This window comes from Nonomuraea sp. NPDC050022 (assembly GCF_044460705.1).
Lineage (GTDB): Bacteria > Actinomycetota > Actinomycetes > Streptosporangiales > Streptosporangiaceae > Nonomuraea.
In genome coordinates this window covers 40,472-66,169 of record NZ_JBITKE010000013.1, presented here as the reverse complement: position 1 = coordinate 66,169, position 25,698 = coordinate 40,472, and the positions used below count along the sequence as shown (strand labels likewise).

The 25,698-nt window shown below is 69.6% G+C and carries 25 protein-coding genes; 9 read left to right on the top strand and 16 right to left on the bottom strand.

Going from position 1 to position 25,698, the window contains the following annotated elements; all coding sequences use genetic code 11:
* Nucleotides 1-142 precede the first annotated feature (142 nt).
* Nucleotides 143-778, top strand: coding sequence for a hypothetical protein (locus ACIBO2_RS44490; RefSeq protein WP_358554956.1), 636 nt, complete (start codon nucleotides 143-145; stop codon nucleotides 776-778).
* A gap of 65 nt (nucleotides 779-843) precedes the next feature.
* Here ACIBO2_RS44490 and ACIBO2_RS44485 read toward each other — a convergent pair whose 3' ends face one another.
* The 4 genes from ACIBO2_RS44485 to ACIBO2_RS44470 all read right to left on the bottom strand — a co-directional run bounded on the left by ACIBO2_RS44485 (nucleotide 844) and on the right by ACIBO2_RS44470 (nucleotide 4,565).
* Nucleotides 844-2,037: a sensor histidine kinase gene (locus ACIBO2_RS44485; protein ID WP_397304186.1), complete on the bottom strand. Its 1,194-nt coding sequence runs from the start codon at nucleotides 2,035-2,037 to the stop codon at nucleotides 844-846.
* Nucleotides 2,034-2,678 carry a response regulator transcription factor gene (locus ACIBO2_RS44480; RefSeq protein ID WP_357939612.1) on the bottom strand — a complete coding sequence of 215 codons (645 nt, stop codon included), beginning with the start codon at nucleotides 2,676-2,678 and terminating at the stop codon, nucleotides 2,034-2,036. The genes ACIBO2_RS44485 and ACIBO2_RS44480 overlap by 4 nt, the downstream gene beginning before the upstream one ends.
* Before the next feature lie 50 nt (nucleotides 2,679-2,728).
* Complete coding sequence (gene lpdA / locus ACIBO2_RS44475) at nucleotides 2,729-4,108, bottom strand: dihydrolipoyl dehydrogenase (protein WP_358554950.1); 1,380 nt, start codon at nucleotides 4,106-4,108, stop codon at nucleotides 2,729-2,731.
* 82 nt (nucleotides 4,109-4,190) lie between these two features.
* Nucleotides 4,191-4,565 carry a tautomerase family protein gene (locus ACIBO2_RS44470; protein WP_358554947.1) on the bottom strand — a complete coding sequence of 125 codons (375 nt, stop codon included), beginning with the start codon at nucleotides 4,563-4,565 and terminating at the stop codon, nucleotides 4,191-4,193.
* Between the two features lie 45 nt (nucleotides 4,566-4,610).
* On the opposite strand from ACIBO2_RS44470, the gene ACIBO2_RS44465 reads away from it, so the two are divergent.
* Nucleotides 4,611-5,663, top strand: coding sequence for a quinone-dependent dihydroorotate dehydrogenase (locus ACIBO2_RS44465; RefSeq protein ID WP_397304185.1), 1,053 nt, complete (start codon nucleotides 4,611-4,613; stop codon nucleotides 5,661-5,663).
* Nucleotides 5,664-5,792: 129 nt separating this feature from the next.
* Nucleotides 5,793-6,572, top strand: coding sequence for an aminoglycoside adenylyltransferase domain-containing protein (locus ACIBO2_RS44460; protein WP_397304184.1), 780 nt, complete (start codon nucleotides 5,793-5,795; stop codon nucleotides 6,570-6,572).
* Nucleotides 6,573-6,580: 8 nt separating this feature from the next.
* Here the strand turns inward: ACIBO2_RS44460 and ACIBO2_RS44455 are convergent, their stop codons facing one another.
* The 4 genes from ACIBO2_RS44455 to ACIBO2_RS44440 form a co-directional block, all read right to left on the bottom strand.
* Nucleotides 6,581-8,185 (bottom strand): beta-N-acetylhexosaminidase, encoded by a 1,605-nt coding sequence (locus ACIBO2_RS44455; protein ID WP_358554938.1) that lies wholly within the window; start codon nucleotides 8,183-8,185, stop codon nucleotides 6,581-6,583.
* Nucleotides 8,182-9,033, bottom strand: coding sequence for an N-acetylmuramoyl-L-alanine amidase (locus tag ACIBO2_RS44450; RefSeq protein WP_358554935.1), 852 nt, complete (start codon nucleotides 9,031-9,033; stop codon nucleotides 8,182-8,184). The genes ACIBO2_RS44455 and ACIBO2_RS44450 overlap by 4 nt, the downstream gene beginning before the upstream one ends.
* 125 nt (nucleotides 9,034-9,158) lie before the next feature.
* Nucleotides 9,159-9,407, bottom strand: coding sequence for a hypothetical protein (locus tag ACIBO2_RS44445; protein WP_219532555.1), 249 nt, complete (start codon nucleotides 9,405-9,407; stop codon nucleotides 9,159-9,161).
* 104 nt (nucleotides 9,408-9,511) lie between these two features.
* The gene (locus ACIBO2_RS44440) at nucleotides 9,512-10,561 is read right to left on the bottom strand and encodes a LacI family DNA-binding transcriptional regulator (protein WP_397304183.1); all 1,050 of its coding nucleotides are present in this window, start codon (nucleotides 10,559-10,561) and stop codon (nucleotides 9,512-9,514) included.
* Nucleotides 10,562-10,761: 200 nt separating this feature from the next.
* On the opposite strand from ACIBO2_RS44440, the gene ACIBO2_RS44435 reads away from it, so the two are divergent.
* Nucleotides 10,762-11,373 carry a TetR/AcrR family transcriptional regulator gene (locus ACIBO2_RS44435; protein ID WP_358554932.1) on the top strand — a complete coding sequence of 204 codons (612 nt, stop codon included), beginning with the start codon at nucleotides 10,762-10,764 and terminating at the stop codon, nucleotides 11,371-11,373.
* 136 nt (nucleotides 11,374-11,509) lie between these two features.
* On the opposite strand, the gene bldC is transcribed toward ACIBO2_RS44435, so the two are convergent.
* Complete coding sequence (bldC, locus tag ACIBO2_RS44430) at nucleotides 11,510-11,713, bottom strand: developmental transcriptional regulator BldC (RefSeq protein WP_013133571.1); 204 nt, start codon at nucleotides 11,711-11,713, stop codon at nucleotides 11,510-11,512.
* 322 nt (nucleotides 11,714-12,035) lie between these two features.
* Complete coding sequence (locus ACIBO2_RS44425; protein ID WP_357939630.1) at nucleotides 12,036-12,899, bottom strand: hypothetical protein; 864 nt, start codon at nucleotides 12,897-12,899, stop codon at nucleotides 12,036-12,038.
* Nucleotides 12,900-13,006: 107 nt separating this feature from the next.
* Between ACIBO2_RS44425 and ACIBO2_RS44420 the strand changes: the two genes are divergently transcribed.
* A complete protein-coding gene (locus tag ACIBO2_RS44420; protein ID WP_358554929.1) occupies nucleotides 13,007-14,086 on the top strand; it encodes a Glu/Leu/Phe/Val dehydrogenase dimerization domain-containing protein in 1,080 nt (359 codons plus the stop codon).
* Between the two features lie 151 nt (nucleotides 14,087-14,237).
* Nucleotides 14,238-14,453: a DUF3073 domain-containing protein gene (locus ACIBO2_RS44415; protein ID WP_357939634.1), complete on the top strand. Its 216-nt coding sequence runs from the start codon at nucleotides 14,238-14,240 to the stop codon at nucleotides 14,451-14,453.
* A gap of 340 nt (nucleotides 14,454-14,793) precedes the next feature.
* Here the strand turns inward: ACIBO2_RS44415 and purM are convergent, their stop codons facing one another.
* From purM to ACIBO2_RS44395, 4 genes are all read right to left on the bottom strand, one after another.
* Nucleotides 14,794-15,819 (bottom strand): phosphoribosylformylglycinamidine cyclo-ligase, encoded by a 1,026-nt coding sequence (gene purM / locus ACIBO2_RS44410; protein WP_358554926.1) that lies wholly within the window; start codon nucleotides 15,817-15,819, stop codon nucleotides 14,794-14,796.
* Nucleotides 15,816-17,252: an amidophosphoribosyltransferase gene (gene purF, locus ACIBO2_RS44405; RefSeq protein ID WP_358554923.1), complete on the bottom strand. Its 1,437-nt coding sequence runs from the start codon at nucleotides 17,250-17,252 to the stop codon at nucleotides 15,816-15,818. The genes purM and purF overlap by 4 nt, the downstream gene beginning before the upstream one ends.
* A 49-nt stretch (nucleotides 17,253-17,301) precedes the next feature.
* Nucleotides 17,302-18,048 (bottom strand): SDR family NAD(P)-dependent oxidoreductase, encoded by a 747-nt coding sequence (locus ACIBO2_RS44400; RefSeq protein WP_358554920.1) that lies wholly within the window; start codon nucleotides 18,046-18,048, stop codon nucleotides 17,302-17,304.
* 94 nt (nucleotides 18,049-18,142) lie between these two features.
* A complete protein-coding gene (locus ACIBO2_RS44395; protein WP_358554916.1) occupies nucleotides 18,143-18,547 on the bottom strand; it encodes a MarR family transcriptional regulator in 405 nt (134 codons plus the stop codon).
* A 142-nt stretch (nucleotides 18,548-18,689) separates the two neighbouring features.
* Here ACIBO2_RS44395 and ACIBO2_RS44390 point away from each other — a divergent pair, with 142 nt between their 5' ends.
* Nucleotides 18,690-19,739, top strand: coding sequence for a hypothetical protein (locus tag ACIBO2_RS44390; protein WP_397304182.1), 1,050 nt, complete (start codon nucleotides 18,690-18,692; stop codon nucleotides 19,737-19,739).
* Here ACIBO2_RS44390 and ACIBO2_RS44385 read toward each other — a convergent pair.
* Complete coding sequence (locus ACIBO2_RS44385) at nucleotides 19,736-20,176, bottom strand: sterol carrier family protein (protein ID WP_397304181.1); 441 nt, start codon at nucleotides 20,174-20,176, stop codon at nucleotides 19,736-19,738. The two genes, ACIBO2_RS44390 and ACIBO2_RS44385, sit on opposite strands and share 4 nt — an antisense overlap.
* Nucleotides 20,177-20,342: 166 nt before the next feature.
* On the opposite strand from ACIBO2_RS44385, the gene ACIBO2_RS44380 reads away from it, so the two are divergent.
* Entirely contained in the window at nucleotides 20,343-22,343 is a 2,001-nt protein-coding gene (locus tag ACIBO2_RS44380; RefSeq protein WP_397304180.1) for a PhoX family protein, read from the top strand.
* Nucleotides 22,344-22,377: 34 nt separating this feature from the next.
* The gene (locus tag ACIBO2_RS44375; protein ID WP_358554907.1) at nucleotides 22,378-24,255 is read left to right on the top strand and encodes an ABC transporter ATP-binding protein; all 1,878 of its coding nucleotides are present in this window, start codon (nucleotides 22,378-22,380) and stop codon (nucleotides 24,253-24,255) included.
* Here ACIBO2_RS44375 and ACIBO2_RS44370 read toward each other — a convergent pair.
* Nucleotides 24,252-25,682 (bottom strand): MFS transporter, encoded by a 1,431-nt coding sequence (locus tag ACIBO2_RS44370; protein ID WP_358554904.1) that lies wholly within the window; start codon nucleotides 25,680-25,682, stop codon nucleotides 24,252-24,254. The genes ACIBO2_RS44375 and ACIBO2_RS44370 overlap by 4 nt on opposite strands.
* Nucleotides 25,683-25,698: the final 16 nt, after the last annotated feature.

The following is a 25,698-nucleotide window of genomic DNA, read 5'->3' as shown; positions in this document are numbered from 1 at the left end:
GGATATTGTTCTTCTGACACCAGGAAGTGGTCCGAGCATCTTCGTTGTTACGCCAATCCCGAAATATCTGGACGACCTGCCGCTCAGGCAAAGAGGCCACCTATACGCTCGACCGCGACGTAGCCGAGCGCAGGGGATGAACGTGGACGAACGGATCGAACAGGCCAGACTGCTGTACGAGCGGGCCGTCTTCGACGGCGATGCCACGGCGCTGGAGGCGGCCGACCGGGATCTGGACGCCGTCGAGGCGGATCTCGCCCTGGCCCGCGGCCGGCTCGCGCACGGGCGATTCCTGGACAAGGGGGAGGAGGACCCGAGCGAGCAGGAGCTGTTCGAGCGCGCCGCGCGGCTCTACCGAACCCTCGGCGACGTACGCGGCGAGGGCGAGGCGCTGTTCTGGATCGGCCTCTTCCACCAGGTCGTCCACCGGGAAAACGACGCCGCGGTCCCCATGTTCGAACGCTCCCACGAGCTCGCGGCCCAGGCCGGCGACAAGCTGACCATGTCGTACGCGCTGCGGCACCTGGGCATCGCCGAGCACGTCGCCGGCCGCCTGGGCCCGGCGCGCCGGCGACTGGAGGAGTCGGTACGCCTGCGCCGCGAGCTCGGTTTCCTGCCCGGCGTCGCCGCGAACCTGATCGGCCTGGCCTACATCACCGCCGCCGAAGGCCACCGTGACCAGGCGCTGGAAGTGCTCGACGAGGCAGGCGAGATCGCCGAGACCACCGGCGCCCTTGGCGTCCTGCGCTCGGTGGAGGAAGCGCGCCAGGCCCTTTGACCATGCTGTCTACCTGCCCAAAGCGCAGACGGCCCAGGCCGAATTCTGGATGGACCCGAGCATGGTCAGCGTGCGCGGCCGGCGGTCACGTGAGCCGCGCCCGCCAGCCGTACGGTCACCGCCAGGCCGCCTTCCGGCCGGCCCACGGCCGTCACCGTGCCGCCGTGCGCTCCGACGATGGCCCGGACGATCGACAGCCCCAGCCCCGCGCCACGCGCCGACCGTACCCGGTCGCCCTGCAGCCGGCGGAACGGCTCGAACAGGTCGTCTACCTCGTCCACCTCGTACGGCGAGACCTGCGGCCCGGTGTTCTCCACCACGACCACCGCCTCGTCACCCTCCTGCCGCAGGCGCAACCACACCTCACCCCCGCGGACGTTGTACTTGATCGCGTTCTCCAGCAGGTTGAACACGCAACGCTCCAGGAACAGCGGGTCGCCCACGGCCACGGCCTGCCGCACATCCTGGTGCACGGTGATGTGCCGCTTCGTGGAGGCGAGCTCGATCTGCTCCAGCACGGTCCGTACGATCCGCGGCAGCTCCACGGGCTTGCGGATGGCGAGCTCCTGCTCCGACTGGGCCAGCAGCAGCAACCCCTCGATCAACCGCTCATAACGGGCGTTGGTCCCCAGCAACGCACGGGCCAGCGCCTTCAGATCGGGTGAGGCCGCCGGCTCCTCCAGCGACACCTCCAAAATCGTGCGATTGATCGCCAACGGCGTCCGCAACTCATGCGAAGCATTACCGATGAACCGCCGCTGCGCCTCGAACACCCGATGCAACCGATCCAACATCGCATCGAACGTATCGGCCAACCGCTTGACCTCATCCCGCGGACCCCGCAACCCGATCCGCTCATGCAACGTACTCTCCGACAACCGCCGCGCCGTCTCCGTCACCCGATCCAACGGCCGCAACGCCCGATCAGCCACCAGATAGCCGAGCACGAACGCGATGATCCCGATCACGATCATGATCACCACCGAGGACCGCAGCATGTCACTCAGCACGGTGGCCGCGCCCTGCTCCACATCGACCCGCACCTGCCGGACGGGCGAGCCGGCTTCGGGCGGCACGTCCTCCGAACCGGCGATCAGCGGGCCGCCGAACTTCGTGACGAACTGCGTGTTCATCGCCCGAGCCGTCAGCAGGTACGTGACCCAGAGCAGCATCGATCCGGCGACGAAGAACAGCCCGCCGTACAACAGGGCCAGCCGCATGCGCAGCCCTAGCCGGTTCCACGGCCAGAGCCGCGTCACAGCCGGTAGCCCTTGCCGGGGACGTTCTGGACCGCGAGCGGCGCGCCCAGTTTCCTGCGCAGCGACGTGATCGTGACGCGCAGCACGCCGGTGCCCGTGTCGGCGTGCTCGTCCCAGACCCGCCGGCGCAGCTCGGCGGAGGTGACGAGGTCGCCTCCGGCCAGCAGCAGCTGCTCCAGGACGTCGAACTCCTTGCGGTTCAGCGCGACCGCCCGCTCGTCCCTGGTCACCGTACGGCGGCCGGGATCGAGCCGGATCCCGGCCCGCTCCAGCGGCGTCGGCGCGACCCGGGACGACCGGCGGGCCAGTGTCCGGATCCTGGCCACCAGCTCGGCGAACGCGAATGGCTTGACCAGGTAGTCGTCGGCCCCCAGCGACAGACCATCGACCCGGTCGCGGACCTGCCCCGCGGCGGTCAGCATGAGGATCCGGCTGGCGCTGGCCAGCTCGCCGCAGACGTCGTCGCCGTGCACCTCGGGCAGGTCGCGGTCGAGGACGACGACGTCGTAGTCGACGTACGAGGCCAGGTTCAGCGCCTCCTGCCCGTCGTAGGCCACGTCGACGGCGATCGCGTGCAGCCGCAGGCCGCGCGCGACCGCGTCGGCCAGCTCTTCCTCGTCCTCCACGACAAGCACTCGCATGGGGTCGAGCGTGGCGGGTCGGGTGTTAGCCGCGAATAAGCGCCGTTCCGTCACATGTTGATCATGTGTCCCGAGAGGCCGTGGATCGCTTCCTTGACCGCCTCGCCGAGCGTCGGGTGGGCGTGTACGTTGCGCGCGACCTCGTGCACGGTGAGGTCCCACTGCTGGGCCAGCGTCAGCTCGGGCAGCAGCTCCGTCACCTCCGGGCCGATCAGGTGCGCGCCGAGCAGTTCGCCGTGCGTGTCATCACTGATGATCTTGACGAAGCCGACCGCGTCGCCCAGGCCGTGCGCCTTGCCGTTCGCGGTGTACGGGAACTTGACCACCTTCACGTCATAGCCCAGGTCACGGGCCTGCGCCTCGGTGTAGCCGAAGCTGGCCACCTGCGGCTGGCAGTAGGTGGCGCGCGGGATCATCACGTAGTCGAGCTCCATGGTCTCCGCCTCGCCGATCGTCTCGGCGGCGATGATGCCCATGGACTCGGCGGCGTGCGCCAGCATCAGCTTGGCGGTGACGTCGCCGATGGCGAAGATGTGCGGCACGTTCGTCCGGCACCGGCCGTCGATCGCGATCGCGCCCCGGTCGGTGAGGGCCACACCGGTCTTCTCCAGGCCGTAGCCGTCGACGCGCGGTGCGAAGCCGATGGCCTGCAGCACCTTGTCGGCCTCCAGCACCTGCTGCTGGCCGTCACGGGTCACCGTCACCTTGACCGAGGCGCCGGTGTCCTCGATGCCGTCGACGCGGGTGGAGGTGAGCACTTCGATGCCGAGCCGCTTGTAGCGCTTGGCCAGCTCGGTCGAGACCTCCTCGTCCTCCAGCGGGACCATCCGGTCGAGGAACTCCACGATCGTCACCTTGACGCCGTAGTTGTGCAGGACGTACGCGAACTCCACGCCGATCGCGCCGGCGCCCGCGATGATGATGCTGCCGGGGAGCTGATCGGTCATGATCTGCTCCTCGTACGTCACCACCCGCTCCGACAGCGACGTGCCCGGGATCAGCCTGGTGCTGGCCCCGGTGGCGATGATGCAGTTGGCAAAGGTGATCGTCTCGCCGTTCACCTGGATCGTGTTGGCGTCGAGGAAGGTGCCGCGGCCGTCGTACTCCGTGATGGCGTTCTTCTTCATCAGGTAGTGGACGCCCTTGACCCGGCCGTCGGCCACCTTGCGGCTGCGCTGGAAGGCGGCGCCGTAGTCGAAGGTGACCTCGCCGCTGATGCCGAAGGTCTTGGCCTCGTTGTGGAAAATGTGCGCGAGCTCGGCGTTGCGCAGCAGTGCCTTGGACGGGATGCAGCCCACGTTCAGGCAGACGCCACCCCAGTACTTCTCCTCGATGACCGCTGCGCGCAGCCCGAGCTGGGCGGCGCGGACCGCGGCCGTGTACCCTCCGGGACCCGCGCCGAGAACGACGACGTCATAGTGAGTGCTCATGAGTCGGACCATACCGCCCGCCCAACTCCACTCCTGAACCTCGCCCCTGTGTCAAGGACCGGCCGAGGCCGCTCGGCCGAACCTAGACCTCCACCTTGTACGGCAGCGCCAGCTCGTCCGCCGGAACCCCGCGAATGCCCCAGTTGACCTTGGGCATCTCGATGATCGTGATCTCCACGTCCTCGGCGGCGAGCTGAGATCTTTCATAGATCGTCCGGATCAGCGCCCGCTTGGCGTCGTCGCTGCGGCCGGTGAAGCAGACCACCTCGATGATCAGGTAGTTCGGGCCGCGCTGTGGGCACACGAAGTCCTCGGCGTCCAGCAGCAGGAACCGGTGGAACCGCTTGTCCTCCGGCAGCCCCCACGCGCTCACCACGCAGGAGTGCAGGAGGTCCGAGAGCTCCCGCTGCCGCCCGGCCCACACGTCACGACGCCCGTAGATCTTGAGCTGTGCCATGCCAGCCAATATAGGGAGTCACCGCGATTGGTACCCTGACCCCTGATGTATCGCCTCGTGTTCACGCAGGTCTTGCGACGTTTCGACGCCGAGGCCGTGCACCATCTGACTGTCAGGGCCCTCGCGCTGCTCTCGGCGCTACCCCTGCTCAAGCGGCTGCTCCACCGAGCTCTCGCGCCGCACGACCCGGTTCTGCGCGTCAGCGCGTTCGGCGTGCACTTCCCCGGACCGCTCGGCCTGGCCGCCGGGTTCGACAAGGACGCCGCCTGCGCCGAGGGCGTCGCCGCCCTGGGCTTCGGCCATGTCGAGGTCGGCACCATCACCGCGCACGCCCAGCCCGGTAACCCCCGGCCCCGGCTGTTCAGGCTGGTGTCGAAACGGGCCGTCATCAACCGGATGGGGTTCAACAACGCCGGGGCGGCCGCCGCGGCGCGCCGCCTGCGCCGCACCCGTGGGGTCCCGGTCGTGGTCGGGGTCAACATCGGCAAGACCAAGGTGGTGCCCGAGTCCGAGGCCGTGGCCGACTACGTGGCCAGTGCCAAGGAGCTGGCGGCGCTGGCCGACTACCTCGTGGTCAACGTGAGCTCGCCCAACACGCCTGGGCTGCGCGACCTGCAGGCCGTGTCGCTGCTGCGCCCGCTGCTCGCCTCGGTCAAACTGGTCGCGGACGGCACGCCGCGCCGTACCCCGTTGCTGGTGAAGATCGCCCCTGATCTCGCGGACGAGGACATCGACGCCGTCGCCGACCTGGCGCTGGAGCTGGGACTCGACGGGATCATCGCGACCAACACCACGATCCGGCACGGTGGCGAGACCGGCGGGCTGTCGGGCCGCCCGCTCAAGGCCCGCTCCCTGGAGGTGCTGCGCCGGCTGCGGGCCCGCGTCGGCGACCGGCTCACGCTGGTCTCGGTGGGCGGCGTGGAGGACGTCGACGACGTGTGGGAACGCCTGCTCGCCGGGGCCACCCTGGTCCAGGGCTACACCGGGTGGATCTACGGCGGGCCGTTCTGGGCCGCGCGCATCCACCGGCAACTGGCCCGCCGCGTCCGCCGCCACGGCCTCAGCTCGATCTCCGAGGCCATCGGCCGCACGGCCTGAGGTGCGCGGCGTGAGGTGCGCGGCGTGAGGTGCGCGACGTGAAAACGTACGGTGTGAAGCGCGTGACCTGAAAAATGCGATCCCGGAAACGGGACAGCACGCGTTTCCCCGCGTTGCTAGGGTTCCCGGATGCTCGATGATCTGCCTGACATACCCTCGCGTCTTTGCCGGGACTACCTCGCACTGGCCGATCGCCACGCGCCCGGTCTGGTCGAGGGGCTGTACCTGCAGGGGTCGATCGCGCTGGGCGACTACCGGCCGCGGCTGAGCGACGTCGACTTCGTCGCCGTGACCAGCCGGTCGCCCGACCCCGCAATCCTTCGTACGATCCACGCCGAGCTGAAGCCCAGCGGGGCCAAGCCGCACTTCGACGGCCTCTACGTGACCTGGGACGACCTGCGCAAGGACCCGGCGCAGGCACCCGACGGGCCGTCGGTGCGCGAATGGCGGCTGACCGAGTCGGGACGGGCCGAGCGGCACCTGGTCACCTGGCACGTACTCGCCCAGAGCGGGGTGGCGGTACGAGGCCCGGCGGCGGCCCAGCTCGGCATCCACACCGACTGGGACGCGCTCGCCCGGACGACCAGGGAGAACCTGGCGACGTACTGGACCAGGTGGGTCCAGCGCAGTGCCCGGCGGATCTCCTGGCCGGGCGTGGCCGCGCTGAGCGACCACCAGACCGCATGGGGAGTGCTCGGCATCGCCCGCCTGCGCCAGACGCTCGCGGTGGGTGAGGTGACGTCGAAGTCGGCCGCCGGCGAATACGCGCTGGAGGCCTTCCACGAGCGCTGGCACCGGATCGTGCGCGAGGCGCTGCGGATCAGGCAGGGCGGCCCCGCGCTCTATCGCAATCCGTTCCGTCGCCGGGCCGACCTGCTGGCCTTCATGACCATGGTCCTGGAGATGTGACCAGGCCCTCACACGCTGGGCCTGGTCGACTCCGCGTCGTGGGTCATCGAGTCCAGCCGCGTCATGACGTCGGCCACGCGTACGACGGCGGGCCGGTGCGGCCTGCGCCGCTGCCACGGCTTAGGCCCGTCCAGCGGCCGGTACTCCACCCCGATCGCGTCCAGCCGGCCGAGATGTTCGGTCAGGCGGGCCGGGAAGTCGCTCCCCGCCGAGCCGGACCACGCCACCTCCGCCAGGGCGCACGCCCGCGGCCATGCCCGGTAGTCGAGCGTACGGGCGTCGGGGATGCGCTCGCTCCAGAGCTGGGCCTGCGCCCCGACGACCCGCGACCGCTCCTCCTCGGACCAGTCGTCCGGGGCGGGGGAGAAGGCCGCGACGTCGGCGACCGTGATCGTGTCGCCGATCGCCATGGGCTCGTCAGCCGACGCGGACTCCGCGTAGTCGAAGTACAGCGGGAACACCGGCGTCGCGATCACCTCGTGGCCCGCCGCGGCGGCCCGGCGGCCGACGCTCATCCCGCGCCACGGCATCACCAGCGTGTCGTGCCGCAGCTCGCCGCTGACGAACGCCTCGTCCCACACGACCGCCCGCGCGCCGCGATCGGCGAGCACGTCGGCCAGCCGGCGCAGGAACCACGCCTGCAACTCGCCCATGGACGACAGGCCCAGTGAGTCGCGGTAGGCGGTGATCTCGGGGGAGGCGGCCCAGTGGTCGAGGACCACCTCGTCGCCGCCGATGTGCACGTATGGGGTCTCGCCGATGGCGCCGATCAACTCGTCGAAGATCGTGGTCAGGAACTCCACCGTGGGCGGCATGGGGGACAGGATGGCCGGAGTGATGCCCCACCGCTCCAGCACCTGGTAGTCCTCATCGGAGGAGCCGAACTCCGGATAGGCGGCCAGGATCGCCTGGGCGTGCCCCGGCACGTCGATCTCCGGTACGACGGTGACGGCGCGGGCCCGCGCGTAGGCGGCGATCTCCGCCAGGTCGTCGAGCGAGTAGTGGCCGCCGTGCGGGATCTCGTCGTAGGTTTCCGGCTCGCGGTAATGGTTGGTGGCGGTACGCGAGCGGTGCGACGACACCTCGTGCAATCTCGGATAGGCCCTGCTCTCCACCCGCCAGCCCTGGTCGTCGACCAGGTGCAGGTGGAGGCGGTTGAGCTTGTGTGTCGCCATCAGGTCGACCAGGCGCAGCACCTCCCGCTTGGGGAAGAAGTGCCTGGCCACGTCGAGGTGCAGCCCACGCCACGAGAAGCGGGGAGCGTCCTCGATCCGTACCCCGGGAACGATCCACGCCGCCTCGGCCGAGAGCGCCGAACGGTAGGACGCGTGCGGCAGCAACTGGTGCAGCGACTGTCCCGCGTAGAAGGCGCCCGCCCGGTCACCCGCCGTGATCTCCACTCCGCGCGACCCCACGACCAGCCGGTACGCCTCCGGCCCGAGTGCGGGGTCGTGCCGCAGGTCGACGGCTCCCGCGTCGCCCGGCCGCAGGTCGAGCACCGGAAGCGCCAGTCGTACGGCCTCGACCAGGTCGTCGGGCCCCGAGACGGCCGCGCCCGGGGTCAACTCGTAGGAGGCGGACAGATCACTCAGCAGATTGGGGCGAGGAATCATGCTTTGAGATAGTGCTGCAATCCGTCGGCGAGCGCCACCGCGATCCGCTGCCTGAACGCGGGATCCTTGAACTTGGCCGCGTCACCCGCGTTGCGCATGTTGCCGCACTCGATGAAGATCTTCGGCACGGTCGACAGGTTGAGGCCGCCGAGGTCATTGCGGTAGTCGAGGGCCTTGCTGCCGATGTAGTTGGAGTAGGGCAGGCCGGTGCCCTTCGTGTACGCGTCGCGCACGGCGATGCCCAGCCTGCTCGAGGCCGCCACGACGGGGTCGACCGGGCCGTTGATCTTCTTCGGCATGATGACGTGGAAGCCGTGGTCGGTGGCCGGGGCTCCGTCGCCGTGCACGGAGATCGCGGCGTCGGCCTTGGCCTTGTTGCCGATGGCGGCCCGCTGGGTGATGCACGGACCGACACTGTTGTTGTCGGCCCTGGTCAGCTTCACCCTGGCGCCGCGGGCCTTCAAGATCTTGACCATGCGGTTGGAGACGTCCCAGCTGAAGGCGGCTTCGGTGTAGTGGCTCGCCGTCTCGGTGCCCGTCGTGTCACACGGCTTCCACTTGGTCAGCACGTTGACCTTGCGGTTGATGGCCGTGGGATTGCGGTAGTTGCCGCCGTTGTGCCCAGGGTCGATGACGATGGTCTTGCCCTCCAGCGGGCCGGCCACCGCCTGCGGCTTGGCATGGGCCTGAGACTTCGCCTGAGTCGGCGTCGACGCCGGGGCCGAGGCGGGCGTCGTCGCGGCCGCTCGGGCGACCTGACCTGCCGCGGCGCCACCGCTGTCGGTGCCGCCGCACGCGGTGGCGATCAGGCCGCAGGCGGCGAGGAGTGACGCTGGAAGAGCACGCATACGCTCCAACTTACGTTAAGCGGCGTCCTCACCTGACGCTTATGTCAAGAAGCGGCCCCTCGCTGGACGCTTATGTGAAGCGCGGCTCCTGTGTGAAGAGCAACTCCTGTGTGAAGAGCGGCTCCTCACCAGACGTGTTCGCCCACCTCCTGCCGCTCCAGCAGCGCGGCGAGCTCCCGGGCGTCCTCGGCGTCGAGGCCGAGGACGACGCGGGGACGGCCCCACGGGTGGTCGAGGGAGTGGGCGACGTAGCTGGCCACGGACTCCGCACCGACGTCGGTACCCCTGTCCCGGCCCGCGCGCCACTGCGCCCAGGCACGTTCGAGCTCGGTCGCCGCGCGCTGGGCGCAGGACACCAGTTCCGGATCACGCATGGCTGTCCCCCCGGATCAGATCGTGTCGCATGACCCTGACGAGTAAACCGCCGTGCGGCGCCGCCACCGCACGGGTTGACCCAGCTTTGGCTCTCTCTAAACCTCTAAACGGGACCCGTGCTCCGCCGGACGATGAGTTCGGGGGTCACCTGGCGCAGGCGGGCCACTTTCGCGGGGTCTCCGATCCGGTCGCTGAGCAGTGCCGCCGCGGACCGGCCCATGGTACGGCGCGGCTGGTCGACGGAGGTGAGGGAGATGTGGTGCGAGGCGGCCAGGTGGGTGTTGTCATAACCCACCACCGACAGGTCGTCCGGCACCTTCAGGCCCAGTTCCGCCGCGGCCGAGAGGACGCCGAGCGCGACCACGTCGTTGGCGGCGAAGATCGCCGTGGGCCTGGGTTCGCGGCTGAGCAGGGCGAGGGCGGCCTGCCGGCCGCTCTCCTCGGTCGACTCCGCGGCCTCGACCATGATGTAGGGCGCCAGCGAGTGCCTGCGCATCGCCACGAGGTAACCCTCGCAGCGGGAGGAGCGCGGACCCTCGATGTGCGCGATCCGTTTGTGGCCGTGATCGACCAGGTGGTCGATGGCCAGCCGGGCGCCGAGCTGGTCGTCGTCGACCACGATGTCGACGCCGTCGAGCTCGATGTCACGTTCCCCTACGACGACCGTCGGCGTGTAGGAGGTCGCCTCGATCAGCGTCTCGCTGGTCGGCGCGATGCCGAGTAACACCAGCCCGTCGACCCTGAGCTCCAGGAAGGCCTCCACGGCCTCGTCCTCGAAGGCGGGGTCCCATTGGCTGTTGCCGATCAGCATGCGCAGTCCGTCGCCGTGCAGGCTCTCCTGCAGTCCGTCGAGGAACTCGGCGTAGAACGGGTTGTGCAGGTCGGCGACGAGCGCGCCGACGAGGTGAGTACGGCCTTCCACGAGGCTCCGCGCGACCGCGTTGGGCCGGTAGCCGAGCTCGCGGGCCGCCTGCAGCACGGCTTGCCGCCGGTGCTCGCTCACGTGCGGGGATCCGCGTAGTACGAGCGAGACCAGCGATTTCGAGACGCCGGCTCGCTCGGCGACGTTGCGGATGGTCGGTCGTGGCCGAGGTACCGCGTCTACCTCCCGGAGCTCGGTAATAGTTGAAGTGTTGACGGGTGGTCCTGACATGTGTCTCCCCCGCGATGCGAAGTTGGGCACCTGTCTGACCAAACGATCGAGTTCGCCGCAGGGTACGGCCTCATGTTAGGGAAGGCTGATATTGACCACTTGGCTACATGTCCGCTATTAGGCATGGCGTCGGATACTGTGCTGTTGTGACACCCGGGAAGTCAGCCGAAGCGGCCCGACCGGCTCGGCGCAGGCTCAGCGTGGATCGCCGTCGCGAGGAGCTCATGGCCGCGGCCCTCGAACTCTTCAGCACACGCGACGCGGAAGACGTCTCGATCGATGACGTGGCCTCGGCCGCCGGCGCTTCGCGGGCACTGGTCTACCACTACTTCGGCGGCAAGCAGGAGCTCTATGTGGCGGCGCTGAAGAGCGCGGCCGACCAGCTGGAGTCGCGGCTGCGCCCGCAGGGCGGCGGCAGACCTCTCGATGAGCTGGCTTCGGGGCTCGGGCGCTACTTCGACTTCGTCGAGGAGCACGCGGCCGGCTTCGCGGCGCTGCTGCGCGGCGGCCCCGCCAACCGGGCGGGGGAGGTCGGGGAGATCGTCGACGGTGTGCGGCAACGTCTCTTCCGGCTCATCCAGCGGCAGATGCGGGTGGAGCGGCCGAGTCCGGTGCTGCGTACGACGCTGAGATCGTGGATCGCGTCGGTGGAGACCGCCGGCCTCGACTGGCTGGAACACCGCGACATCGAGCGTCCGACGCTCGAGAAGATGCTCGTGGACCAGATGGTCTCACTACTCAGAGTAGCCGCCGGCTATGACCCGGAGGTCAACCGGCTGCTGGATCTGCTGACCAAGGAACAACTGGCCTAGGTCCCCTTCGGGAAGGATGGCGCCGGGCGGGCGGCGCCAGCTCCCCATTTACGACATGACGTCGTCACCTGGGTGGACCGGGCTGTCCAGCACGGCCCACCATTCAACCCCCCTGAGGTTCGTGACGACCTCGGCACTACTCCGAGCGCTGCTGCGGAATCCCCGCCAGCAGTGCGCGGACCTCGGTCTCCCGGTAACGCCGGTGACCGCCGAGGGTACGAATCGACGTCAACTTGCCTGCCTTCGCCCACCGGGTAACGGTCTTGGGGTCGACCCTGAACATGGTCGCGACCTCGGCGGGCGTGAGCAGCGGCTCGGCCTCGGGTGTACGAGCTGACATTTGTGCGGCCTCTCCTCCGTGTGGACCGGCTCAGCGATCCTGTGACTCCCTTTGCGCGTGTCACGGATGTCCCCCTATAGCCCAGAGCGTGCGGCTTTTCTGAGCCATATGCGGCATCACCCGAAGTGACCATACCGCCACGCAGAGCGATTTGCGAGCCCTTCTTTGACCCAACTGCCCGCTCACATGGCGATGTCACGCTCGGTGATTCTAGCGACACGTTTCGTGGTATCGCAGTGAAAACGGCAAACTACTCAGTTCGCAGAAGAGAGCAGCCGCGAGTCATGACCTACTTATGCAGGTCAGACGGTTGTATTGGGGTTCAGTTGGCAGATTCCAGAAGTTGCATTGACTTCCAGCGCAGGATCACCCTCTGATACATGGCGTAGGCAAGCTCTTCTTGACCCGTGTCCAGGCCCGTGAGGGCCGCTGAGAGCTCCGCGACGGACTGATCCGCTTGCAGAGCGTCATCATTCATGAGGCGCACGAGACCGCCGTAGTCGAGCTCGACCAGCGAGTGCGGGTGGAACTCCTCCAGCCACCTGGCCACGTCCTCCACGTCCAGGTTGGCCGCCACGTCGCCCAGGTGCCTGCGCAGCACCTGCAGCGCCCGCGCGGAGCGCCTCCTGGCCTGGGCCATGGAGGTGACGTAGATGAGGTTGCGACCCGTCGTGGTGGTCACGTCCTGTCCGGGCGTCGCGGAGCCGAGCACCAGCCAGCGCTCGTTGCCGTCGAAGGGCACGAACCACGCGGGTGGCACGTGCCAGGCCGTCGTGCGGATGTGGGTGCGGAGCGCGGCGGAGTCACCGGTGCGCTTGTACCGGTCGAAGTCGTCGGCGGTCTGCTCGGCGATCGCCTTGGGCACGAATCGGTCCATGAGCTTCGCGGGAGTACTGCCACGCAGCCTTGAGAAGGCCAGCCACGAGCGAAGCCGGGTCTGCCACGGACACACATAGAGACGGTCCTCAACGCGCCGCAGATAGGCGTTGGGGCTCTCCTGCGCGGGTGCCGGGTGGGGCGGCATGCCGAGCAGGCGCCTGACGGCCTCGGCGTGCTCGGCGTTGAGCGCGGTGGCCCGGCGGGGACGATCACGCGATTCGGCGTACTCGGCCCAGACCTTGCGCTCGGACTCGGCGAACGCGGTCAGCGGCTCGTAGACCCGGAGGTAAGCGGCATAGGGCAGCACGGAGGCATCGTGTCATGAAGACAACCTGCTCGCATCGTCGCGCTACTACGCTGATAGACGAGATCCGTCGCAACGGGGCGGCGGACACGGGACAGGGAGTCACTACCGTGACCGATGTCTTCGGCTCGTCCCACAAGGACGTCCATGAGCAGGTCGTGTTCTGCGCCGACGAGCAGAGCGGCCTGCGGGCCATCATCGCCATCCACAACACCGCACTCGGGCCGGCCCTGGGAGGCACCAGGTTCTATCCGTACGCGGGCGAGCAGGCGGCTCTGGCCGACGTGCTCAACCTGGCCAAGGGCATGGCCTACAAGAACGCGCTGGCCGGTCTCGACCATGGCGGCGGCAAGGCCGTCATCATCGGCGACCCGCGCCGGGACAAGAGCGAGGCGCTGCTGCGCGCCTACGGCCGCTTCGTCGAGTCACTCGGCGGGCGCTACATCACCGCCTGTGATGTGGGCACCTACAGCGAGGACATGGACGTCATCGCCCGGGAGTCACGCCACGTGATCGGCCGCACGCTGGCGCACGGCGGCGCGGGCGACTCCTCGATCCTCACCGCCTTCGGTGTCTACCAGGGCATGCGCGCCTCGGCCGAGCGCGTCTACGGCTCGCCGTCGCTGCGCGGCAAGCGGGTCGGCGTCGAGGGCGTCGGCAAGGTCGGCCATCGGCTGGTCGACCTGCTGCGCGAGGACGGCGCCGACGTCGTCCTGTGTGACGTCGATCCCAAGGCGGTCGAGCGCGTACGACAGCGCCACCCCGCGGTCGACGTCGTGGGCGACGCGGTGACGCTCACCGGAGCCGACATCGACGTGTTCGCCCCCTGCGCGCTGGGCGGGGCTCTCGACGACCACTCGGTGGCCAGGCTCCGCGCCAAGATCGTCTGCGGCGCGGCCAACAACCAGCTCGCCCATCCGGGCGTGGAGAAGCAGCTCGCGGAGCGCGGCATCCTCTACGCGCCCGACTACGTGGTCAACTCGGGCGGCGTGATCCAGGTCGCCGACGAGCTGGAGGGCTTCAACATGGAGCGTGCCAGAGCCAAGGCGACCCAGATCTACGACACGACTCTGAAGATCTTCGGGATCGCGGCCGACGAGGGCGTCCCTCCGGCGGTCGCAGCAGATAGGCTGGCCGAGCGCAGAATGTCGGAAGTCGGGCGTATTAGGGGCATTTGGCTGGGCCGCTGACGCCCCGCGCCCATACGACGTACCGAGCTGGGCACAAAACAGGTACGGTAATAGGCGAACGATAGGCTGACGCCCAAAGTCAGGCGGCGTCAGTGTGTGGTGCGTTAGCGACGAGGGGTCGGGGACGACCCCACACGAGGGGGTCGAGCCAATGGGGCGCGGCCGAGCAAAGGCCAAGCAGGTCAAGGTTGCTCGCCAGCTGAAGTACAACAGCGGTGGCACGGATCTTGATCGTCTTCGCGATGAACTCGGGGTCGGAGACTCCAGCGACAATGACGACGCCGCCGACGACCTCAGCGATGAGCTGGCGGATCGCTATGCAGATTACGCCGACGACTACGGCAACAAGGACGCCGACGACCGGTAGCGGTTGGTCCGGTTGAGTGCGCCGCCCCACGGCAACCATCCGTGGGGCGCTTTCTTGCCGTTGGGGGTTTTTACTTCTTAGGGTTACGGCAAGCCCGGCTGGCCCCACCCCTTTCGGTCCTTTGGGGTTACGGCAAGCCCGGCTGGCCCCACCCGCCGTACAGGGCTGAGGGCCTCCAGGAACACGGCCGCTGAGCCCGCACAGGGCCGGGCGCCGTTACAAGACGGTGTAACCGTCTGGGTGCGAACGGCTGGCAGGTGTCGTCAGTGACTCCTGCCACCCGGTGCATCTACGCGACCCTCCACCCCCGTGTGTCCACGGTTTTGGCGTTGCCCCCGCGTCAGCGGTAGGTGGCTTGGCCGGTGCCTTCTGTGATTTCGCCCAGCACCCAGGCCGACAGGTTGCGTTCGGTCAGTAGGCGGATGGACTCGTCCGCTGCCTCCTGGGCGACGATGGCGGCCATGCCGATGCCCAGGTTGAAGGTCTTGTCCATGTCCTTCTGTTCGATGCCGCCATACCCGGCCAGGACCGAGAAGATCGGTGGCGGGGTCCACGAAGAACGGTCGAGGACGGCGTCGAGGTGGTCGGGGAGTGAGCGGGACAGGTTGCTCTCGATGCCGCCGCCGGTGATGTGGGCGTAGGCGTGGACATCGACCCTCCGGGCCAGCTCCAGACAGTCGAGCGAGTAGATCCTGGTGGGCTCCAGCAGCTCGGCGCCCAGCGGCCTGGCCAGCTCGGGCAGGTCGGCGTCGAGCGACAGCGACGCCTCGCGCAGCACGTGGCGTACCAGCGAATAGCCGTTGGAGTGCACTCCCGACGACGCCAGGCCGAGGACCACGTCGCCGGCCCGCACGCGGTCGGCGCCGAGCATCGCCGACGCCTCCACGACGCCGGTGCCCGCGCCCGCCAGGTCGTATTCGTCGGGGCCCATGGCCCCCGGGTGCTCGGCGGTCTCGCCGCCGAGCAGGGCCGCCCCGGCCAGCCGGCAGCCTTCGGCGACGCCGCCCACGATCTCGGCGATGCGCTCGGGCACCACCTTGCCGCAGGCGATGTAGTCGGTCATGAACAGCGGCTCCGCGCCGCACACCACCAGGTCGTCGAGGACCATGGCGACGAGGTCGACGCCGATCGTGTCGTGCTTGCCGTATTGCTGGGCGAGCATGACCTTGGTGCCCACGCCGTCGGTCGAGGTGGCCAGCAGCGGGCGCTGGTAGCGCAGCAGGGCCGAGGCGTCGAACAGGCCGGCGAACCCGCTGGCGTCGTCGACCACCTCGGGCCTGCGTGAGCGGGCCACCTTGGCCTTCATCAGGGAGACGGCGCGCTCGCCCGCCTCGATGTCGACCCCGGCGGCCTCGTACGTCGTCACGCCTTGCTCTCCAACACGAACTTGCCCACGTTGTCCTGGTCGATGGGGATGGGATAGGAGCCGTCGAAGCAGGCCCGGCACAGCCGCTCGGCGGGGATCGTGGTGGCCTTGGTCAGGCCCTCCAGCGAGATGTAGCCCAGCGAGTCGGCGCCGAGCGAGGCCCGGATCTCCTCGACGCTGAGCGAGCCGGCGATGAGCTCGGCCCTGGTGGCGAAGTCGATGCCGTAGAAGCAGGGCCAGGCCACGGGCGGCGAGGAGATGCGTACGTGCACCTCTCTAGCGCCGGCCTCGCGCAGCATCCTGACGATCGCGCGCTGGGTGTTGCCGCGCACGATCGAGTCGTCGACGACGACCAGACGCTTGCCCTCGACGACCTCGCGCAGCGGGTTGAGCTTGAGCCTGATGCCGAGCTGCCGGATGGTCTGCGAGGGCTCGATGAAAGTGCGGCCGACGTAGGAGTTCTTCACCAGGCCCTGGCCGTAGGGGATGCCGCTCTGCTCCGCGTAGCCGACGGCGGCGGGCGTGCCCGACTCGGGCGTGGGGATGACCAGGTCGGCCTCGACGGGGTGCTCGCGAGCCAGCGCGCGGCCGACCTCGACCCGGGTGACCTGGATGCCGCGCCCGGCGATGGTGGTGTCGGGGCGGGCCAGGTAGACGTATTCGAACAGGCAGCCCTTCGGCTCGGCCAGCGCGAACCGGCGCGACCTGACGCCGCGCTCGTCGATGGTGAGCATCTCGCCCGGCTCGATCTCGCGAGTGAACGTGGCGCCCACGATGTCGAGCGCGGCCGTCTCGGAGGCCACCACCCAGCCCCGCTCCAGGCGGCCCAGGACCAGCGGGCGGATGCCCTGCGGGTCGCGGGCCGCGTAGAGCGTCTTCTCGTCCATGAACACCAGTGAGTAGGCGCCCTTGACCTGCGGCAGCAGCTCGGCCGCCGCGTCCTCGATGGACCGGTCGCGGTCCTGGGCGAGCAGTGTGGTGAGCACCTCGGTGTCGGTGGTCGCCCTGGTCGCCCCGGGAGCCAGCCGCTGGGCCAGCTCCGGGGTGTTGATCAGGTTGCCGTTGTGGGCGAGCGCCAGGCCGCCCTCGTCGGTGGAGCTCAGCGTGGGCTGCGCGTTCTCCCACACACTGGAGCCGGTCGTGGAGTAGCGGCAGTGGCCGATGGCCAGGTGACCCCTGAGGGTGCCGAGCACCGACTCGTCGAAGACCTGGGAGACCAGGCCCATGTCCTTGTAGACGAGGATGCGGCTGCCCTCGCTGACCGCGATGCCCGCGGACTCCTGTCCGCGGTGTTGCAACGCGTACAGCCCGTAGTAGGTGAGTTTGGAGACTTCCTCGCCTGGCGCCCAGACACCGAAGACGCCGCAGGCGTCTTTAGGAGCATGGTCTTGGGGGTCCAGGTCATGGCCGAGCCGGCCGTCGCCTTTCAGCACGTGCTTCAGTCTAGGTCGGCCGCTCCCCTGCTCGCACCCGGGGGCCAGATCAGAGGGCGTGCGCCGACCGGCCGGCGTTGGATCCGTCGCGGATGATCTCCCCGGTGAGGTTGCGGTTCGCCGCGGAGCCGAGGAAGACGATCAGCGCCGCCAGGTCGTCCGCCGTCGAGAGCCGCCGGGTGGGCGTGCGGGCGGCGAGCGCGTCCGCGACCTCCTGCGGGACGGGCCGTTCGCGCTCGGTGAGGGTGAATCCGGCGGCGGCGACGTTCACCAGGATGCCGTCCTTGCCGGCCTCCCAGGCCAGCGCGCGGGCCATGCCGTGCAGGGCCATCTTGGCCGTGCCGTACGCCCCGGGGCCCGGCAGTCCCTCCTCCGCCGCGCCCGACGAGACGAACACGATTCGCCCGAAACCGTTCCGCCGCATATTGGGTAGTACGGCCCCCGCGAGGATCGCGTTTCCGACCACGTTGGCGTGCAGGGCGGCCGTCCACTCAGCCGCGGGTACGTCCTCGAAGGCCATGCTGTTGGGCATGATCGTGCCCCAGCGCACGGCGTTGGCGACCAGCGCGTCCACGGGCCCCGCTTCCCACACGGCGGCGGTGATGCTCGCGTGGTCCTCAAGATCGAGGTGGACGGCCGTGGCCTTGCCTCCGGCCTGCTCCACCCGCTTGACCACCTCGGCCGCCCGTTCCTCGCCCGAGTGGTAGGTGATGGTGACGCGGGCTCCCGTGGCTCCGTAGGCGACGGCCGTGGCCGCGCCGATGCCGGACGAACCGCCGGTGACGAGCACGTGCATGATGAACTCCCTCAGTTGTTAGCCGACTAATTAGCCAGCTAATTCCATGGCGACGCCTGCCCGCAAGGCGGTTTCGCTGGGAGTGAAAGGGTTGTTAGGGCATGGCACGCAACAGGCGGCCGAACATGTCCCGCTCATCTGGGTCGAACGCGCTCAGCAGCTCTTCGTCCATCCTGGTCCAGATCTGCTCCACGGGCTCGCGGACGGCCTTGCCCGCGTCGGTCAGCCAGACCCGGCTCGTCCGTGGCCGGTCGGGGTCGGGCGAGCGGTGCAGGAAGCCGGCCCGCTCCAGGCGCTGGATGGTCTTGGTGACGGTCGGCGGCTCGACGCCCAGCCGCCGGATGAGCTCGCTCTGGGTGAGGCCGTCCTGCTGCCACAGCTGGTTGAGCAGCAGCTCCTGGCCGCTGTGCAGGCCGAGCGGGACCAGGGCCGCGGCCATCTGGTTGCGCTTCGTCTTCATGACCATGATCAACGCGTAGGTCAGGGTCTCTTCCAGCATGTCCTCATCTTGCCCGTCGCCTGCCATTTTGGCGCATGGTGACCCAAGGATGAGCGGGCTCTTACCGTGTCGCGCGGTTTTGGCGATGTCAGCCGCGAAAAGGTGAAGTATCCGGCATACAGACCCGTCGGGAGACGCAGACGTGACCACACCTGGGGATCCGAACCAGCCTCGCCCGAACGACGGCGACCCTTCGAAGGACGAGCCTCCGGAGGAGCAGCCGCGGCCCCGCCGCGAGCCGGGCAAGCCGTTCCACCCCGACCTGCCCACGGCGCCCGAGACCCCTGGTCCGGCCGAGGGCCAGGAGGGTGAGGAGGCGGAGGAGGCGGAGGAGACCCAGGTGTTTCCGGCGCCGGGCGCGCGGCCGTCCTACCCGGGGTGGGACGACGAAGGAGCGGGGCCCCAGAACGGCGCACCGGGACCCACGCCGCCGTCGCGTTACGAGCCGCCGACCTCGCCCGAGGGCGAGCCCGCGCGCCATGAGCCGCCGACGCCGCCGGGTGTGCCGTCGCGCCATGAGCCACCGCCGTCGCCGCCGGGTGTGCCGCCGCGTCATGAGCCGCCGACCGCGCCCCCGACCTCGCCACAGGGTGGGCCGCCGCCGTCACCGCAGGAGGAGCGGCCGTCGTTCATGCCGCAGCCCCCGTCGTACGGGGAAACCGGGCCGCAGACCCCGTCCTATGGGGAAGGCCAGCCGCCGGGCCCGCCCCCTCGAACCGAGCCCATCCCGGCCGTGCCCGGCACCTCGCCCTCCAGCCCGTACGGCGGCCCGCCCGGCGGAGGTGGCCCCGGCTACGGCCCGCCGCCAGGGGGCGCCTATCCGCCAGGGGGTTCGTACCAGCAAGGGGGTCCGTACCAGCCGTACCAGGCCAGCCCGCCCGCCCCGCCCGGCAGCGGCCTGGCCACGGCCTCGCTGGTGCTGGGGGTCGCCAGCCCGTTCCTCGTCTTCGTCTGCTTCACCGGCCTGCTCACCGCGATCCTGTCGATCGTCTTCGGCTGCGTCGCGCTCAGCAAGGGCGTGGGCAAGGGCCGCGCCATCGCGGGCATCGCGGTCAGCATCCCTGCCCTGATCCTCTTCGCCATTGTGGCCATCTGGTTCTGGAGCGTGGTCCAGGAGTGCGGCCACCTTCCCGGCCAGCTCGCCGACCAGTGCTTCGAGAGCAAGTTCCCCTGGATGCGACGGACCCGCTAGGAGAGCGGGAGATGGCCGGACAGGTCGGCACGGGCGCCGCTCGCTGAGACGGCGCCCTTCGCCATGGCCTCGGCCCAGGTGAGGCGGCCTAGCGCCAGCTCGATCCAGGTGCGTCCGTCCGTCTCCACGACGTTCGGGGGAGTGCCGCGTGTGTGGCGCGGCCCGGCGATGGCCTGTACGGCCGCGTATGGCGGCACGCGCACCTCCACCGTCCGGCCGGGCGCGGCGGTCGCCAGCCGGTCGAGCAGGTGGCGTACGGCCTGCCGGGCGGCGTCGCGCTCGGGCCGGAGATCCCGTTCGTAGGCGGCGAGCACGGCCGAGACCAGAGCGTCGGCCAGCGCCGAGGACGGTCCGTCGAAGGGCGGTTCGTCCAGCGCCACGAGTTGGGCGTCCAGTGCGGCCCGCATTTTTTCCGGGTCCAATTTCCGCGAAGGCACTTGACCATTGTGTCGTGGAAAGCGTTCATCGTGGCGGAGGGCCTCGTTCACCTGCGGTTTCGATGGCGGTCGTAGCGTCCCCGCCGTAAGACAGCTCATTTTTGGAGGAACTGTGGCGAACCGGTTGCTACCGCTGCTTCCCGCGCATACATCTGGACGATCGGCGATGACCTGCCGGTTCCGCTGCGGCAACGCTTGTGCGCACGACGTGGCCAACACCAGCGACAACACCTACTTCGGCGACGTGGTCGCCGAGGCGATGTCCCGCCGGGGCATGCTCCGCGCCGGCGCCCTGGGCGCTCTAGCCGCCGGGGTCGTCGGGGTCGGCGTCGCCGGGGCCGTACCGGCTCTGGCCGACCCGACGGAGCCGCCGGAGGCCGAGCTCGCGGGCCACTCCTCGGGCGGCATCCGCTTCACCCCCGTGCCGCCGAACAAGGAGGATGCGCTGACCGTCGCCGAGGGCTACACCTCGGGCGTCGTCGCGCGCTGGGGCGACCCCGTGACGGCCGACGCGCCCGCGTTCGACTTCGACAAGCAGAGCCCCGAGGCGCAGGCCAAGCAGTTCGGGTACAACTGCGACTTCGTCACGCTCTTCCCGATGGGCGCCAACCGCGGGCTGCTCTGGGTGAACCACGAGTACACCAACGAGAACCTGATGTTCCGCGGCTACACCACCGGTGCCGCCGCCACCGAGGACCAGATCAAGATCGCGCTGGCCGCCCATGGCGGTTCCGTCGTCGAGATCGAGCGCGTCCGCGGCACCGGCCAGTGGAAGCTGGTCACCTCCGGCCGCAGGCGGTACAACCGGCGCGTCACCGCCCAGACGCCGATGCGCTTCAGCGGCCCGGCCGCGGGCAGCGACCTGCTCAAGACCGCCGCCGACCCGAAGGGCCGCACCCCCGTCGGCATGCTGAACAACTGCTCCGGCGGTTCCACGCCGTGGGGCACCGTGCTGACGGCCGAGGAGAACATCGACCAGTACTTCGTCAACGGCGACAAGGTCCCGGCGGCGCAGCTCCCGTACATCTCCCGCTACACGATCACCACCGGCACCCCGTCGAGCAGTCGCCGCTTCGACCGCGTCGAGGAGCGCTTCGACCTGGCCAAGCACCCGAACGAGGCCAACAGGTTCGGCTGGGTCGTGGAGATCGACCCCTTCGACCCCGACTCGACGCCCGTCAAGCGGACCGCGCTGGGCCGCCTGAAGCACGAGGCCGCCAACACGACACTGGCCCGCGACGGGCGTGTGGTCGTGTACATGGGCGACGACTCCCGCTTCGAGTACATCTACAAGTTCGTGTCGAAGAACCGCTTCATCCCCGGTAACGACCGGCACAACAGGGACCTGCTCGACGAGGGCACGCTCTATGTCGCCAAGTTCACCGGCGACAGCCCCGCCGCCGAGATCGACGGGTCGGGCAAGCTGCCCTCCGACGGCGCCTTCGACGGCTCCGGCCAGTGGATCCCGCTGGTCTCGGGCAGCAAGTCGTACGTGGACGGCATGACCGCCACCGAGGTGCTGGTCTACACCCGCGTCGCCGCAGACAAGGTGGGGGCGACCAAGATGGACCGCCCCGAGGACATGGAGCGCAACCCCGTCACCGGTGGCGTGTACGTGGCGCTGACCAACAACACCAACCGCACCGCCGCGCAGGTCGACGAGGCCAACCCGCGCCCGTCCAACAAGCACGGCCACGTGCTGGAGATCGTCGAGCGGCGCGACGACGCGGGGGAGAAGACGTTCGCCTGGTCGATCCCGCTGGTCTGCGGCGACCCGAACGACGCCGCGACCTACTTCGCCGGCTACGACAAGACGAAGGTCTCGCCGATCTCCTGCCCGGACAACGTGGCCTTCGACCGGGACGGCAACCTCTGGATCGCCACCGACGGCAACCAGCTCGGCAGCAACGACGGTATGTTCGTGATGCCCGTGCGCGGCAAGGAGCGCGGGCACCTGCGGCAGTTCCTCACGGTCCCGCTCGGCGCGGAGACCTGCGGCCCGATGGTCACCGAGGACCAGCGCAGCGTGTTCGTCGCGGTGCAGCATCCGGGCGAGCTGGACGGCGCCACCCCCGACAAGCCGGCCAGCCACTGGCCTGACGGTGACCAGCCGCGTCCGTCGGTCGCGGTCGTCTGGCACGAGAAGGGCCAGAAGATCGGTTCTTGACCTGAAGTTAAGTTGAGGTCCTAGGCTGCCATGCATGAGCATGGAAATGACCGCCTGGCATCAGCTGTATTCGATGAACAACCAGACGGAGCGTCGCCCACTGTCCAGGGCGACGCTCCGTCGCGTCGGCGCCTTCGCCCGGCCGCACCGGCGGCGGGTGACGTACTTCCTGGTGCTGAGCGTGGTGATGGCCGCCCTGGCGGTGGTCTCGCCCGTCCTCGCGGGCCGGGTCGTCGACGCGATCGTCAAGGGTGAGACGTTCGGCATCGTGGCCGGTCTGGCGGGGTTGATCGCGGTCCTCGCCCTGGCGGAGGCCGGGCTCGGCCTGGTGACCAGATGGCTGTCGGCGGGACTCGGCGAAGGACTGATCCTCGACCTGCGTACGGCGGTCTTCGACCACGTCCAGCGGATGCCGATCGCCTTCTTCACCAGGACCCGCACGGGCGCTCTGGTCAGCCGGTTGAACAACGACGTGATCGGCGCGCAGCGCGCCTTCACCGACACCCTGTCCAGCGTGGCGGGCAACATCGTGACGCTCGTGCTGACCCTCATCGTGATGATCGGGATCTCCTGGCAGATCACGCTGCTCGCGCTGTTGCTGCTGCCGGTGTTCGTCCTGCCCGCGCGCCGGATGGGCACCAGGATCGCCCGGCTGCGGCGTGAGGCGGCCGACCACAACGCGGCCATGGGCACGCAGATGACCGAGCGCTTCTCCGCGCCCGGCGCGACGCTGGTGAAGCTGTTCGGCCGGCCCGCCCGCGAGTCGGCGGAGTTCGCCGCCCGGGCCAGGCGGGTGCGTGACATCGGCGTGCGCACGGCCATGACCCAGTCGGTCTTCGTCACCGCGCTCACCCTGGTCTCCGCGCTGGCCCTGGCCCTCGTGTACGGCCTCGGCGGCTTCTACGCCCTGCGCGACCAGCTCGACCCCGGCTCGGTCGTGGCACTGGCCCTGCTGCTCACCCGCCTGTACACGCCGCTGACCGCCCTGGCCAGCGCCAGGGTGGACGTGATGAGCGCGCTGGTCAGCTTCGAGCGGGTCTTCGAGGTGCTCGATCTCGAACCGCTGATCAAGGAACGGCCGGGCGCGGTCAGCGTCCCCGACGGGCCGGTCTCCGTGGAGTTCGACGACGTGCATTTCGCCTACCCCGCGGCCGACAAGGTCTCGCTCGCCTCACTGGAGGAGGTCGCCGTCCTGGACTCGCGCGGCGGGGTCGAGGTGCTGCACGGCGTCTCCTTCACGGCCGAACCGGGCCAGATGGTCGCCCTCGTCGGCTCCTCGGGCGCGGGCAAGTCGACCATCGCCCAGCTCCTGCCGAGGCTGTACGACGCCGACTCGGGGACTGTGAGGATCGGCGGTGTGGACGTCCGCGACCTGACCGCCGACTCGATCCGCGACACGCTCGGCATGGTCACCCAGGACGGGCACCTGTTCCACGAGACGATCAGGGCCAACCTGCTGCTCGCCCGGCCCGAGGCCGATGAGACGGAGCTCTGGGAGGTGCTCGGCCGGGCCCGGCTGGCCACGCTCATCGAGTCCCTGCCCGATGGTCTCGACACCGTGGTCGGGGAGCGCGGCTACCGGCTGTCGGGCGGCGAGCGCCAGCGGCTGACGATCGCCCGGCTGCTGCTGGCCAGGCCCAGGGTGGTGATCCTGGACGAGGCCACCGCGGCGCTCGACTCCACCTCGGAGGCGGCCGTGCAGGAGGCGCTGGGTGAGGCGCTGCAGGGCAGGACCGCCGTGGTGATCGCGCACCGCCTGTCCACGATCCGCGCCGCCGACGTCATCCTGGTGATCGAGGACGGGCGGGTGGTCGAGCGGGGTACGCACGCCGAGCTGCTCGCCGCCGGGGGGCGCTATGAGGAGCTGTACCGCACCCAGTTCGACGAGCCCGCCACCGTCGGGGTCGCTTAGGCGGCGGTCGTCTGCTCGTGCCGCTCGGGCCGGGGCTGGTTCACCTGGTCGCTGTCACTCGTACGGCGGGCGCGCAGGGCGTACAGGCTGACCGGGATCGCCGTCAGCACGAGCACGGCCGCCAGCACCAGCGTGAACTGGTAGGCGTCGAGGAAGGCGGCCAGCGGCGGCCGGTCACTGGCGCTCTGCCTGGAGCTCAGGACCGCGCCCAGGACGGTGATGCCGAGCAGCCCGAACACCTCGCGCGACACGTTCAGCACCCCAGAGGCGACGCCCGACCGGCCCTGGGGCATGCCGGAGAGGATCGCGGCGGTCAGGGGAACCAGGAGGCCGCCGCCCAGGCCGTACAGCAGGAACCAGGGCGCCACGTCGCCGTACCCGCCGTCGGCGCCGATCCCGGAGATCATGAACAGGGCGCCGCCCATCAGCGCCATGCCGAGCGCGACGGTCGGGCCGATGCCCAGCCGTGCGCTGACCCGCTGCGACAGGATCGCCGTGACCGCCATGACCAGGGCCATCGGCACGAACGCGGCGCCGGCCTCGGAGGGGGAGAAGGCGAGCACGTTCTGCAGCCAGAGGGCGCTGAAGAAGTAGATGCCGAACACGCCGAACGACCAGATGCCCATGGTGATCAGCCCGCCGCTGAACATCCTCGCCCTGAACAGTGACAGGTCGATCATGGGCTCGGCGGACCGCGCCTCGACGAGCAGGAACGCCAGCGCCGAAGCGAGCGCGAGGCCGAAGGCGGCCAGGATCTCCGGCGAGGTCCATCCGGCGCCGTCGCCCTCGATCAACCCGTAGGTGAGGGCGAACAGCGCGAGCGCCGAGGTGGCCAGGCCCGGCAGGTCGAGGCCGCGCGGTGCGCGGGTGAAGGCGGGACGGACGGCCCAGAGCGCGAGACCGAGCGTGACCGCCCCGATCGGCACGTTGATCAGGTAGATCCAGCCCCAGTGCAGCCGCTCGCTGATGAAGCCGCCGGCCGCCGGGCCGAGCGCCATCGACAATGCGCCGGAGGCGCTCCAGATGCCCACGGCCCGCCCGCGCTCGCCCGGGTCGGGGAAGATCTGCGTCAGCAGCGAGAGCGCCGTCGGCGTGAGCATGGCCGCGCCGAAGCCCTGCACGGCGCGGGCGGCGATCAGCATGGTGCCGTCGGTGGCCAGCCCGGCGGCGAGGGACGACAGTGTGAAGATCACCAATCCGGTCGTGAACACCCGCCGGGCGCCGAACACGTCGGCCAGCCTGCCGCCGACCAGCATGAGCCCGGCGAACACCAGGATGTAGCCGCTCACGATCCACTCCAGACCGGAGATCGTCAGCCCGAGCTCCCGCTGGATCGTCGGCAGCGCGACATTCGCCAGGTTGTTGTCGAGGTAGGTCATGAAGGTCCCGAGCGTCACCGCGGTGAGCGCCCACCAGCGCCGGTCCATGTTCGTCTCCTATACG

What these genes read in the sequence shown, in the direction of transcription:
- ACIBO2_RS44480 (WP_357939612.1), bottom strand. Translation starts at nt 2,678, where the DNA reads ATGCGAGTGCTTGTCGTGGAGGACGAGGAAGAGCTGGCCGACGCGGTC.
- lpdA (WP_358554950.1), bottom strand. Translation starts at nt 4,108, where the DNA reads ATGAGCACTCACTATGACGTCGTCGTTCTCGGCGCGGGTCCCGGAGGG.
- ACIBO2_RS44470 (WP_358554947.1), bottom strand. Translation starts at nt 4,565, where the DNA reads ATGGCACAGCTCAAGATCTACGGGCGTCGTGACGTGTGGGCCGGGCGG.
- ACIBO2_RS44465 (WP_397304185.1), top strand. Translation starts at nt 4,611, where the DNA reads ATGTATCGCCTCGTGTTCACGCAGGTCTTGCGACGTTTCGACGCCGAG.
- ACIBO2_RS44460 (WP_397304184.1), top strand. Translation starts at nt 5,793, where the DNA reads ATGCTCGATGATCTGCCTGACATACCCTCGCGTCTTTGCCGGGACTAC.
- ACIBO2_RS44455 (WP_358554938.1), bottom strand. Translation starts at nt 8,185, where the DNA reads ATGATTCCTCGCCCCAATCTGCTGAGTGATCTGTCCGCCTCCTACGAG.
- ACIBO2_RS44450 (WP_358554935.1), bottom strand. Translation starts at nt 9,033, where the DNA reads ATGCGTGCTCTTCCAGCGTCACTCCTCGCCGCCTGCGGCCTGATCGCC.
- ACIBO2_RS44445 (WP_219532555.1), bottom strand. Translation starts at nt 9,407, where the DNA reads ATGCGTGATCCGGAACTGGTGTCCTGCGCCCAGCGCGCGGCGACCGAG.
- ACIBO2_RS44440 (WP_397304183.1), bottom strand. Translation starts at nt 10,561, where the DNA reads ATGTCAGGACCACCCGTCAACACTTCAACTATTACCGAGCTCCGGGAG.
- bldC (WP_013133571.1), bottom strand. Translation starts at nt 11,713, where the DNA reads ATGTCAGCTCGTACACCCGAGGCCGAGCCGCTGCTCACGCCCGCCGAG.
- ACIBO2_RS44415 (WP_357939634.1), top strand. Translation starts at nt 14,238, where the DNA reads ATGGGGCGCGGCCGAGCAAAGGCCAAGCAGGTCAAGGTTGCTCGCCAG.
- ACIBO2_RS44400 (WP_358554920.1), bottom strand. Translation starts at nt 18,048, where the DNA reads ATGCACGTGCTCGTCACCGGCGGTTCGTCCGGCATCGGCGCGGCCACG.
- ACIBO2_RS44395 (WP_358554916.1), bottom strand. Translation starts at nt 18,547, where the DNA reads ATGCTGGAAGAGACCCTGACCTACGCGTTGATCATGGTCATGAAGACG.
- ACIBO2_RS44380 (WP_397304180.1), top strand. Translation starts at nt 20,343, where the DNA reads ATGACCTGCCGGTTCCGCTGCGGCAACGCTTGTGCGCACGACGTGGCC.
- ACIBO2_RS44375 (WP_358554907.1), top strand. Translation starts at nt 22,378, where the DNA reads ATGAGCATGGAAATGACCGCCTGGCATCAGCTGTATTCGATGAACAAC.
- ACIBO2_RS44370 (WP_358554904.1), bottom strand. Translation starts at nt 25,682, where the DNA reads ATGGACCGGCGCTGGTGGGCGCTCACCGCGGTGACGCTCGGGACCTTC.